This window comes from Flavobacterium esculini (assembly GCF_048284325.1).
In the GTDB taxonomy this organism is placed as follows: Bacteria; Bacteroidota; Bacteroidia; order Flavobacteriales; family Flavobacteriaceae; genus Flavobacterium.
This window is the reverse complement of sequence record NZ_JBLVPI010000019.1, coordinates 81,480-92,465: the sequence shown is the minus strand read 5'-3', so window position 1 is coordinate 92,465 and position 10,986 is coordinate 81,480. Positions and strand designations below refer to the sequence as shown.

11 protein-coding genes and 1 tRNA gene are annotated in these 10,986 nt (G+C 33.6%); 6 read left to right on the top strand and 6 right to left on the bottom strand.

Features of this window, described 5'->3' with window-relative positions; genetic code table 11:
• Positions 1-193: 193 nt before the first annotated feature.
• The 6 genes from acs to ACNQGG_RS15405 all read right to left on the bottom strand — a co-directional run bounded on the left by acs (position 194) and on the right by ACNQGG_RS15405 (position 4,405).
• Positions 194-2,101 (bottom strand): acetate--CoA ligase, encoded by a 1,908-nt coding sequence (gene acs / locus ACNQGG_RS15430; protein ID WP_417965439.1) that lies wholly within the window; start codon positions 2,099-2,101, stop codon positions 194-196.
• A gap of 260 nt (positions 2,102-2,361) precedes the next feature.
• Complete coding sequence (locus ACNQGG_RS15425) at positions 2,362-2,922, bottom strand: acetate uptake transporter (RefSeq protein WP_417965437.1); 561 nt, start codon at positions 2,920-2,922, stop codon at positions 2,362-2,364.
• Between the two features lie 284 nt (positions 2,923-3,206).
• Positions 3,207-3,491: a GIY-YIG nuclease family protein gene (locus ACNQGG_RS15420; RefSeq protein ID WP_417965435.1), complete on the bottom strand. Its 285-nt coding sequence runs from the start codon at positions 3,489-3,491 to the stop codon at positions 3,207-3,209.
• Between the two features lie 109 nt (positions 3,492-3,600).
• Positions 3,601-3,885 carry a GIY-YIG nuclease family protein gene (locus ACNQGG_RS15415; RefSeq protein WP_417965435.1) on the bottom strand — a complete coding sequence of 95 codons (285 nt, stop codon included), beginning with the start codon at positions 3,883-3,885 and terminating at the stop codon, positions 3,601-3,603.
• Positions 3,886-3,994: 109 nt separating this feature from the next.
• Positions 3,995-4,279: a GIY-YIG nuclease family protein gene (locus ACNQGG_RS15410; RefSeq protein WP_417965433.1), complete on the bottom strand. Its 285-nt coding sequence runs from the start codon at positions 4,277-4,279 to the stop codon at positions 3,995-3,997.
• Positions 4,280-4,332: 53 nt separating this feature from the next.
• A tRNA-Phe gene (locus ACNQGG_RS15405) sits at positions 4,333-4,405 on the bottom strand.
• A gap of 98 nt (positions 4,406-4,503) precedes the next feature.
• Between ACNQGG_RS15405 and ACNQGG_RS15400 the strand changes: the two genes are divergently transcribed.
• The 6 genes from ACNQGG_RS15400 to ACNQGG_RS15375 all read left to right on the top strand — a co-directional run bounded on the left by ACNQGG_RS15400 (position 4,504) and on the right by ACNQGG_RS15375 (position 10,764).
• Positions 4,504-5,238 carry a type III pantothenate kinase gene (locus ACNQGG_RS15400; RefSeq protein ID WP_417965431.1) on the top strand — a complete coding sequence of 245 codons (735 nt, stop codon included), beginning with the start codon at positions 4,504-4,506 and terminating at the stop codon, positions 5,236-5,238.
• Positions 5,231-6,481 carry a BamG family beta-barrel-assembly machinery protein gene (locus ACNQGG_RS15395; protein WP_417965430.1) on the top strand — a complete coding sequence of 417 codons (1,251 nt, stop codon included), beginning with the start codon at positions 5,231-5,233 and terminating at the stop codon, positions 6,479-6,481. The genes ACNQGG_RS15400 and ACNQGG_RS15395 overlap by 8 nt, the downstream gene beginning before the upstream one ends.
• Before the next feature lie 68 nt (positions 6,482-6,549).
• Positions 6,550-7,083 carry an LPS export ABC transporter periplasmic protein LptC gene (lptC, locus tag ACNQGG_RS15390; protein ID WP_417965428.1) on the top strand — a complete coding sequence of 178 codons (534 nt, stop codon included), beginning with the start codon at positions 6,550-6,552 and terminating at the stop codon, positions 7,081-7,083.
• Positions 7,084-7,100: 17 nt separating this feature from the next.
• The gene (locus ACNQGG_RS15385; RefSeq protein ID WP_417965426.1) at positions 7,101-7,295 is read left to right on the top strand and encodes a hypothetical protein; all 195 of its coding nucleotides are present in this window, start codon (positions 7,101-7,103) and stop codon (positions 7,293-7,295) included.
• A 3-nt stretch (positions 7,296-7,298) separates the two neighbouring features.
• Positions 7,299-8,558 (top strand): hemolysin family protein, encoded by a 1,260-nt coding sequence (locus ACNQGG_RS15380; RefSeq protein ID WP_417965425.1) that lies wholly within the window; start codon positions 7,299-7,301, stop codon positions 8,556-8,558.
• Positions 8,559-8,667: 109 nt separating this feature from the next.
• Positions 8,668-10,764: a peptidylprolyl isomerase gene (locus ACNQGG_RS15375; protein ID WP_417965423.1), complete on the top strand. Its 2,097-nt coding sequence runs from the start codon at positions 8,668-8,670 to the stop codon at positions 10,762-10,764.
• Positions 10,765-10,986 lie beyond the last annotated feature (222 nt).

Genomic DNA, 10,986 nt, shown 5'->3' with positions numbered 1-10,986 from the left:
ATTGACGATTTTTTAAAACTTCATTTACACAGCGAAGTTTAAATTCATAATTGTAACTGACTTTTCTTTCCATAAAAATACCCCCAGATAATGTCTAATTATTTGGGGGCAGTTCAAAAAAGACAGCTTCTCTTATTTATAAAAAAAGCGGCCTCACTAATGAAGCCGCTTATTGACATAATAAAACTAAAAATTAAATTTTGCCATTTTTGATTTCTTCGACAATTTCCGGATTCAATAATGTTGAGGTGTCTCCAAAATTTGAATAATCTCCTTCGGCTATTTTACGTAGAATTCTACGCATGATTTTACCCGAGCGGGTTTTTGGTAAACCGGAAACAAACTGAATTTTATCCAGCTTCGCAATTGGTCCAATGCTGTTAGATATTTGTTGATTAATTTCTTTGGTCAAATTTTCTCTGTCTCGATATTCACCACTTTCTTTTAGTATTACAAAGCCATATAAGGCATTACCTTTGATATCATGTGGGAATCCTACAATCGCTGATTCGGCAACTGCCGGATGCTCATTAATGGCGTCTTCAATTGGAGCAGTTCCCAAGTTGTGCCCTGAAACGATAACCACATCGTCTACCCGACCCGTAATTCTGTAATAGCCTACTTCATCACGCAAAGCGCCGTCGCCGGTGAAATATTTTCCTGGAAAGGTAGAAAAGTAAGTGTCTTTGTATCGTTGATGGTCTCCCCAAATGGTTCTGGCGATTCCAGGCCAAGGAAATTTAATACATAAACTCCCGGTTACTTGGTTGCCTTCTATTTCATTTCGTTTTTCATCCATTAATACCGGTTGAATTCCAGGTAATGGTAAAGAAGCATATGTTGGTTTCGTTGGGGTTACAAAGGCAATTGGTGAAATCATGATTCCTCCGGTTTCGGTTTGCCACCATGTATCCACAACGGGACATCTTTTATCTCCAACATGGTCATTATACCAGTGCCAAGCCTCTTCGTTAATGGGTTCTCCTACGGAACCAATTACTTTGAGAGATTTTAAAGGATATTTTTGAACATAGTCGATACTTTCTTTTGCCAAAGCACGAATAGCTGTTGGAGCAGTATAGAATTGTGTTACTTTGTGTTTTTCGATTACTTCCCAAAAACGACTAAAGTCAGGATAGGAGGGAACGCCTTCAAAAATAACCGTTGTGGCACCATTCAATAATGGGCCATAAAGAATATAGGAATGCCCTGTAATCCAACCTATATCAGCGGTACACCAAAAAATATCATTGTCTTCATAGTTAAAAACGTTCTTGAATGTGTAGGCGGTATAAACCATATATCCTGCAGTGGTATGTACCATTCCTTTAGGTTTTCCGGTAGAGCCTGAAGTATAAAGAATAAACAACGGATCTTCGGAATCCATGATTTCAGCAACATTGTTGTCAGAAGCTTCATCTAAAAGAGGTTGCAACAATTGGTCACGACCTTCTTTCATGTTGATTGAAGTATTAGTTCTTTTTACCACCAAAACATTTGAAACACTAGGGCAATTTACTAACGATTCATCAATAATCCCTTTTAAATCAATAGTTTTGTTACCGCGATAACCTCCATCTGAGGTGATGACCATTTTACAGTCGCTGTCATTTATTCTGGCGGCTACTGCTGAAGCCGAAAATCCTGCAAAAATAACCGAATGGATGGCTCCAATTCTAGCACAAGCCAAAGTGGTGATGGCTAATTCAGGAATCATGGGTAAATAAATACAAACACGATCTCCTTTTTTTATGCCTTGCTCCCGCAACACATTTGCCATTTTGCAAACACGTTGGTGCAATTCATTATAGGAAATATGCAATGCTTCTTCCTTTGGATCATTAGCCTCGAAAATTATCGCAGTTTTATCTCCTTTTTTGGTAAGATGCCTGTCGATACAGTTTTTAGTAATATTTACTTTAGCTCCTGTGAACCATTTTACTTCGGCTTCAGCCATATTAAAATCAACAACTTTATCCCATTGTTGGTACCACGTAAAGTTCTCAGCAGCAATTTTGTCCCAGAATTTTCTGGGCTCACGAACTGATTTCTTATACTCTTTAAAGTATTCTTCTAAATTGTTTATTTTATAGCGACTCATGTTTTTGATAACCCGTTGGGTCTAAATTAAATGATTTGAGATTTTTAATGTTATGGGTGGTCTATCAAAAATAAATGTATTGATATGTTTGTTTCCTTTTTGAATTATCGGATTGAATCATTAGGGAATAACACCTAAATGCTTTTAAACCGAGATACTGTGAAACATAATCACGAAAGCATCTGACGATTTTGTTAGAAATACCTATGCAGTATTAAGTATAGGTATTTCGTTATTATTGTTGCTATCCAATGCCGTTTTTATAATGGCAATGCTTGTCTACCTAATTTATCATTGATGATTAATGCTGCGGCTTCATAAAAAGCAAAAGAACCACATAAAATTCCTTCATAACCAGCAATGGTATGAATGTTTTCATTTCCGGTAAAACTAGCGACAGACAATAGGATAAATAAGACCACTAGAGAGCCAAAAATAAGTTTTCCTATAGTGTTTCCATTAAGGGTACCTATAAAAAAAGCTAAGGTGAATAATCCCCACATTCCCAAATAAAAGCCCATTGAAGTACCGTCAGGTTTTGCTAGCCCTAACAAGGGAAGTATCCATAAGGCTACAAGTGATAACCAGAAGAATCCATAGGAAGTAAAAGCCGACATTGCAAAAATATTTCCTTTTTTCCATTCCATAATACCGGCAATAACTTGCTGTATACCTCCAAAAAATATTCCCATTCCCATAATCATAGCATTGAGTTCGAAGAATCCTGCATTGTGAATGTTTAATAAAATAGTGGTCATTCCGAAGCCGAAAAGGCCTAATGGCGCTGGATTAGCGGTAGTGTCTTTGATAATTTGTTCCATAAAGATTAAAAAATTTAAAATTATTTTGGTTAGTTTCATCCTGTAGTTTTGTCATTTTTTTAATTTGCAAGACCACTTTCTGATTATAGTTAATTAACAAATATATCATACCTATTCGATTTTTCGAATAATTTTTTTGATCAAATGCAAAATTTGTAGAGAAATCTTAAAAAAAAGTGATTTTTGCGGAGGAGTAATAAAACAAAAAACCCGAATATTTCTATTCGGGTTTTGTGGTACCTCCAGTCCCGAAGCTTCGGGATCGGGAGAACCAAGGGCACCTGTTATTTTCTTTTAGAGAGAATATCTTCCAAAATAGAGGGATTATTGATGATTTTTTCAATAAAGACTCTACTTTTCATTTTCTTGATAAATTTTTCCAGAAAAGTGGCTTCTTCTCTGTCCAAGCAATTAAATAACAAAACTACTTCCCAATCATTGGCAATTTTTGTAAAGGATTCTGAGTAGGAATGCTGATTGTGTTTTATAATTCTAACGTCAATGTTATGTGTTTCTCCAATATAGAATTTAGTTGCTAATTTTGAATAAAGAATATAAAGATGATGCATTTGAAAATTAGGATTTAAAAACAAAAAAACCCGAATATTTTTATTCGGATTTTGTGGTACCTCCAGTCCCGTCCCGAAGCTTCGGGATCGGGAGAACCAAGGATACCTGTTATTTTCTTTTAGAGAGAATATCTTCCAAAATAGAGGGATTATTGATGATTTTTTCAATAAAGACTCTACTTTTCATTTTCTTGATAAATTTTTCCAGAAAAGTGGCTTCTTCTCTGTCCAAGCAATTAAATAACAAAACTACTTCCCAATCATTGGCAATTTTTGTAAAGGATTCTGAGTAGGAATGCTGATTGTGTTTTATAATTCTAACGTCAATGTTATGTGTTTCTCCAATATAGAATTTAGTGGCTAATTTTGAATAAAGAATATAAAGATGATGCATTTAAAAATTAGGATTTAAAAACAAAAAAACCCGAATATTTTTATTCGGGTTTTGTGGTACCTCCAGTCCCGTCCCGAAGCTTCGGGATCGGGAGAACCAAGGACACCTGTTATTTTCTTTTAGAGAGAATATCTTCCAAAATAGAGGGGTTATTGATGATTTTTTCAATAAAGACTCTACTTTTCATTTTCTTGATAAATTTTTCCAGAAAAGTGGCTTCTTCTCTGTCCAAGCAATTAAATAACAAAACTACTTCCCAATCATTGGCAATTTTTGTAAAGGATTCTGAGTAGGAATGTTGATTGTGTTTTATAATTCTCTCGTCGATGTTATGTGTTTCTCCAATATAGAATTTAGTGGCTGATTTTGAATAAAGAATATAAAGATGATGCATTTAAAAAATGGGATTTAAAAACAAAAAACCCGAATATTTCTATTCGGGTTTTGTGGTACCTCCAGGGATCGAACCAGGGACACATGGATTTTCAGTCCATTGCTCTACCATCTGAGCTAAGGTACCTCGCTATTGCGGGTGCAAATATAGGATGATTTTTAGTTTATCCAAAACAATTTTTAAAAAAAATCAATTCGTATCTTCGCAAGATCAAAAAATAAAATATGATTCTAGCTGTTGATGTCGGAAATACCAGAATTAAAGCTGCTGTCTTTGAGGGTGATATACTCGTTAATAATTTTGTATTTGTTAGAAAGGAACTCCAAAAAAATATTCAAAATATTTTAAAAAAATATAAAAAAATTGCTGATTTAGTCGTTTCGTCTGTTGGAGATGTTGAAAAACAGTCGTTTTTGGAGTTTGAAAATGATTTAAAAGTACATTTTATATCCCATGAAGGTCCTTTTCCTTTTATTAATTGTTATGCTACTCCTAAAACTTTAGGAATTGACAGAATGGTTCTTGCTGCTGGGGCAACGCTTCAGTTTCCAAATCAGAATCGATTGGTGATTGACGCAGGAACTTGCGTTACCTTTGATTTTATAGATGAAAACAACAATTATCTAGGTGGAGCAATAGCACCAGGATTGCGGTTGCGATATGAATCATTACATAATTATACTGCGAAATTGCCTTTGTTAACTTTAGAGAACCCCAAGGATTTGATTGGGAAATCAACTTCTGAGTCCATTCATTCTGGTGTGGCGAATGGATTAGTCTACGAGATCGACGGTTTCATCGATGAATATAGCGCACGGTATTCAAATTTTATAATAATTTTAACGGGTGGAGACACAGATTTTTTGGCTAAACGATTAAAAAATACCATATTTGCCAATTCAAATTTTCTTTTAGAAAGTTTGAACCAAACATTTCAATATAAAATCAAAAATGATTAAAAAACTTCTAATAAGCGCCTGTTTGCTTTTTTCACTTATATCCTTTGCTCAAGAAGGAACTTCATCACCTTACTCTTTTTATGGAATTGGAGATATAAGATTCAAAGGAACACTCGAAAATCGTTCTATGGCAGGTGTAGCGGTTGAGCAGGACAGTGTTCATATCAATTTAGAAAATCCAGCCAGTTATTCAAACCTAAAATTAACTACTTTTTCTTTAGGAGGGACTTATGGGACAAAAAACTTAAAAAGTAATTCCGGATCAGCAAGCACTCGCAGAACAACTTTAGATTATTTGGCTGTTGGTTTGCCTTTAGGTAAATTGGGAATAGGGTTTGGATTGATTCCTTATTCTTCTGTAGGGTATAAAATTGAGTCATTCTCTTCAGAAGACGGAGCAACAAACAGACGTTTAAGCGGAACTGGTGGTTTGAATAAAGTTTTTTTAGGAGCAGGTTATAAAGTAGCTCCTAATTTCAGTATTGGTGCTGATGTGCATTATAATTTTGGTAAAATTGAAACCAATAGTTTAGAATTTCTTACGAATGTTCCGGTGGGGACTCGCGAATTAAATACCGCAGATTTATCTGGTGTGAATTTTAATATTGGAGCGATGTACCAAACTAAAATAAATAAAAAATTAACCGTTTACTCTAGTTTAAATTATACCGTTGAAGGAAATTTAACTTCTCAAAACACCAGAAGTATTGCTACTGTAGTGTATAATTCAGAATTTAGTGTTGGTGTTATAGATGCACTTGCGGATCAAAAAACAGAAATGGATGTAAAATTGCCTAGCAAAATATCATTTGCTGCTGGAATTGGAGAGGCGAAAAAATGGCTTGTTGGAGGTAAAATTTCGTACCAAAAAACTTCAGGGCAGGAAAATAGTTATAATAAAGCAAGTAATGTAGGGTATGGGAGATATGGTAGCGTTAGTTTAGGGGGGTATTATATTCCTAATTACAACTCATTTTCAAATTATGCAAAAAGAATTGTTTACAGAGGGGGACTTAAATATGAGAAAACAGGTCTAATGATTAATTCGGAATCTATAAATGATATGGGTTTGACTTTTGGGTTAGGTTTGCCAATTACGGGTAGTTTTTCTAATATAAATTTAGGTTTTGAATTAGGGAAGAGAGGAACTACAACTGCAAATTTGATTCAAGAGAATTATGCTAATTTCAGTGTTGGTTTTTCTCTTAATGACAAATGGTTCGATAAACGAAAATTCAACTAAACCTAGAAACGAATTTTATAATCACATTACTTCTTCAAGTACAGCGTATGCTTTTACTAAAAAAATATATGATCATTCCAGTAGTCGCAGTTTTCACTGTGATTCTGTTTTTTGGGTGTGAAAGTAATTTTAAAGAAGTGCAAAAAATAAACTTTTCTGAGTTTGTTCCCGGCGGTGATGCTGACAATGTAAATTTAAAATATACGGATTCAGGATTGATTAAAGCGATTTTAGTGAGTCCTAAAATGCTAGATTTCTCAAGTGTAGATTTTCCTTTTACTGAATTTCCAAAAGGAATTGATGTTACTTTATATGATAACAAAGCTAAAAAAACATTTATAACCTCAAATTATGCCATTTCCTATAAAATGACAGGCATCATTGATTTGCAGGGGAAAGTAAAAATAAAATCAGAAAACGGTCAGACCATGGAAACGGAACAACTGTATTACGACCAAAAAAATGAATGGTTTTTTACTGAAAAAAAGTTTAAATTTACTGACATTAAAGGAACATCAAACGGACAGGGAATCGATTTTAGCAAAGATTTCAAAGTGATTAATTCGCAAAGGATAACTGGCGAAATTCAAACAGCCGAATAAATTTATAAAACTATAATATGAGCTACTTAAAATACACCCCTTATATTTATCTTATTTTTGGAGGGTACTTCATTTATGATGGAGTTACAAAGTTAAACGCAACTGATGCGACACCTTGGCTAAGTTTTATTATAGCAGGATTAGCCATTTTTATGTTTTTCTTCCGATTGAAATTTGCTAAAAAAATGGAACACCGAAATAAAAAATCCTAATACATGGAAATTAGTATTATAATACTGTGTTTAATACTATGTGCTTTTTTCTCAGGAATGGAGATTGCTTTCATTTCTTCCAATAAAATTTATCTTGAAATAGAAAAAAAACAAGATAACTTCATTTCTAAAATACTTACAAAACTTACTGAAAAGCCTTCTAAGTTTATAGCGGCCATGCTTATTGGAAACAATATTGCATTAGTGGTTTATGGATTTTTTATGGGCGAATTATTAATGAACTGGATTGAAACTTTGGGGTTTCATTTCTCAAATTTATTGAATTTGTTTCTTCAGACACTGCTTTCTACACTAATCGTCTTGATTACTGCAGAGTTTTTGCCTAAAGTGTTCTTTCAAATTTATGCCAATACATTAATAAAGTTTTTTGCAGTTCCGGCGTATGTTTTTTACATCTTCTTTTATTTTATTTCTACTTTTTTTATCTGGGTTTCAGATTTTGTTTTGAAAAAATTTTTTAAAACAGAAGGCGATCAAGTGCAGCTTTATTTTAGTAAAGTAGAGCTTGGAAATTATATTACGGAACAAATGAGTACCGTTGAAGATAATGAAGAAGTAGATTCTGAAATACAAATGTTTCAAAATGCTTTGGAGTTTTCAGGTGTAAAAGCAAGGGATATTATGAGTCCCCGGACTGAAATCGTAGCCATTGATTTGTATGATTCGATAAGGGATTTGAATAAGTTGTTTATTGAGACGGGTTATTCTAAAATTGTCGTTTATCAAAATTCATTAGATGATATTGTTGGATATGTGCATTCATTTGACTTGTTTAAAAAGCCAAATAGTATCAAGGAAATTGTAATTTCTGTTGAATTTGTTCCTGAAACAATTTACATTAAAGATGCCATGAATTTGTTGACCAAAAAAAGGAAAAGTGTAGCTGTTGTTTTGGATGAATATGGCGGTACTTCTGGGATTATCACGATAGAAGATATTGTAGAAGAACTTTTTGGGGAAATAGAAGACGAGCATGATTCGGAAGAAGAATTAATTGAAAATGAACTGGGAGACGATACTTATATTTTTTCAACGCGACTTGATGTAGAGTATTTGAATCAGACCTATAAACTTCATATTCCAGAAAGTGATTCTTACGGAACACTCGGTGGTTTTATTGTGGATCACACCAAAGAAATTCCTCAAAAAGGAGCGGTAATTACCATAGGAACCTTCCATTTTATCATAGAAGAAGCCACAAACAAGAAAATAGAATTAGTTAAAATGTCGCTAAGAGACTGATTTTTTTTAGAAAATTGAAATTTCTTGTAAAATAAAACGCTACTACTATAATTATTAATTAGATAATTGTATTTTCGCAAATTGAATATAAAAATTAACAACAATAAAAATGGCAGTTTTAGCAAAAATCAGACAACGTTCCGCCTTATTAATAGCAGCTATTGCTATCGCATTATTTGCATTTATAGTACAAGATCTTATCGGTAAAGGTGGCCTTGGTCAAAATACCAAAGATGTAGGAAGCATTGATGGAAAAGACATTTCTTTTGAAGATTTTAGAATCAAAGTTAGCAATGTTGAGAAAAGTCAAGAAGGAATTACTGCTACGGCTGCAGCTAACAGGGTTTGGGATCAAGAAGTTTCTGTAGCTTTACTGACTTCTGAATTTGATAAATTAGGATTAAGAGTAGGTGAAAAACACTTATTGGAAGTTTTAAAAGCAGATCAGAACATTGGTAAAAATCCATTATTTTTGAATGCAGCAGGCATGTTTGACATTGCAAAATTTAAAGAATATTTCAAATCAAATCCAGCTCAAGCACAATATTTGAAAGATAGAGAGAAAGATGCTGAGTTGAATGCAAAATATCAAATTTACAATACTTTGATAAAAGCGGCAGTTTATACTACTGAAAGCGAAGGAAAGTTGAAATATGAAATGGAAGCTAACAAAGTAAATTTTTCTTACGTTGCAGGTTTATATTCTACCATTAAAGATAGTGACGTTAAAGTTACTGATGCTGAGATTGTAGATTTCATGAAGAAAAATGAAAAAAAATACAAAGCAGATGAATCTCGTGAAGTAGAGTATGTTTTGATCGAAGACAAAGCTTCAGCTGCAGATGAGAATGAAGTTAAAGCTAAAATTAACGGATTGTTATCTGGAAGTGTGGTTTACAATCAAGCTACGGGTAAAAATGATACTTTGCCAGGATTTAGAGCTGCTGTAAATACGATTGAGTTTGTAAATTCAAATTCGGATGTTCCTTATGATTCAACTTATGTTGCTAAGAAAGATTTACCGGCAGTTGATGCGGATAGATTATTTAATCTTGCTCCAGGCGAAGTGTATGGACCTTATATGTTTGGAAAATACTACTGTATTTCAAAATCTATGGGTAAAAAATTAGGTGTAAATGCAAAAGCAAGCCACATTTTAATTAGTTATGAAGGAACACAAGTTCCGAATCAAAAAGAAAAAAGAAACAAAGAGCAAGCTAAGGCTAAAGCAGAAGCAATATTGGCTCAGGTCAATGCAAATCCAGATAGTTTCTTGATGTTGGCATTCACAAATTCTGATGACTCCTCAGCACAACAAGGTGGTGATTTAGGTTATTTTGGTCCAAACCAAATGGTAAAACCTTTTAATGATTTCGTTTTCAATAATTCAATTGGTAAAGTAGGATTGGTTGAAACGCCTTTCGGATTTCACATTATCAAAATTACAGACAAACAAGACGGAATTCGTCTAGCTACAGTAGCTCAAAAAATTGAAGCTTCAGAAGCAACTTCAGATAAAATATTTACTCAGGCAACTAAATTTGAAATGGATGCTGCTGATAAAGATTTTGCAAAAGTGGCAAAAGACATGAAACTTACAATAGCTGCTCCGGTTACTGTAAAAGCAATGGATGAAACTTTTGGTCCTTTGGGAAACCAAAGAACAATAGTAAGATGGGCTTTTGAAGATGATAGTAAAGTTGGTGCTGTAAAAAGATTTGAAGTGGCTAATCTTGGTCATGTTATTGCAAAAGTTAAAAGTATCGATGAATCTGGTTTAGTGTCAATCACTTTGGCTAGACCTTATGTAGAGCCAATTCTTAAAAACAAGAAAAAAGCAGAATTGATCAAAGCTAAAATGACAGGAACTTCTCTAGAAGCAATTGCAAAAGCTACAGGTTCAGTTATACAACAAGCTACTGAAGTTACAATGGAAAACCCAATGTTAGTTGGTGCAGGTCAAGAGCCTAAAGTTGTTGGGAATGCATTTGCATTGTCATCTAATAAATTGTCAGCGCCGATTGAAGGAAATACAGGTGTTTATGTTGTGAAAAACGTAAGTACAGTTAAAGCGCCAGTTTTGAAAAGTCATGAAGCTTACGTAGCTAAATTGAAATCACAAAGCGCTTCAGATGTAAATAGAGTTATTCCTGCATTGAAAGGGAATGCTAAAATAGAAGACAACAGAAAACAATTCAATTACTAATAAGGTATAAGTAATTATTTTTTCAAAATAAAAAATCCCGATACGTTCTGTAGAATGTATCGGGATTTTGTTTTTAGTATGGTTTTGTTTGAAAGCGTGAACGGAATTTAAGATGAAAATGGAAATGTAGCATTAAGATAAAATCATTTCGGCATAAGGAATAATTGTTTTATATCCTTTTGAAGCAAAATAGTCACCCCACTGGCGCTCGTTTGTCACCAT

Coding starts and splice junctions, on each gene's coding strand:
- acs (WP_417965439.1), bottom strand. CDS start 2,101: ATGAGTCGCTATAAAATAAACAATTTAGAAGAATACTTTAAAGAGTAT.
- ACNQGG_RS15425 (WP_417965437.1), bottom strand. CDS start 2,922: ATGGAACAAATTATCAAAGACACTACCGCTAATCCAGCGCCATTAGGC.
- ACNQGG_RS15420 (WP_417965435.1), bottom strand. CDS start 3,491: ATGCATCATCTTTATATTCTTTATTCAAAATTAGCAACTAAATTCTAT.
- ACNQGG_RS15415 (WP_417965435.1), bottom strand. CDS start 3,885: ATGCATCATCTTTATATTCTTTATTCAAAATTAGCCACTAAATTCTAT.
- ACNQGG_RS15410 (WP_417965433.1), bottom strand. CDS start 4,279: ATGCATCATCTTTATATTCTTTATTCAAAATCAGCCACTAAATTCTAT.
- ACNQGG_RS15400 (WP_417965431.1), top strand. CDS start 4,504: ATGATTCTAGCTGTTGATGTCGGAAATACCAGAATTAAAGCTGCTGTC.
- ACNQGG_RS15395 (WP_417965430.1), top strand. CDS start 5,231: ATGATTAAAAAACTTCTAATAAGCGCCTGTTTGCTTTTTTCACTTATA.
- lptC (WP_417965428.1), top strand. CDS start 6,550: ATGATCATTCCAGTAGTCGCAGTTTTCACTGTGATTCTGTTTTTTGGG.
- ACNQGG_RS15385 (WP_417965426.1), top strand. CDS start 7,101: ATGAGCTACTTAAAATACACCCCTTATATTTATCTTATTTTTGGAGGG.
- ACNQGG_RS15380 (WP_417965425.1), top strand. CDS start 7,299: ATGGAAATTAGTATTATAATACTGTGTTTAATACTATGTGCTTTTTTC.
- ACNQGG_RS15375 (WP_417965423.1), top strand. CDS start 8,668: ATGGCAGTTTTAGCAAAAATCAGACAACGTTCCGCCTTATTAATAGCA.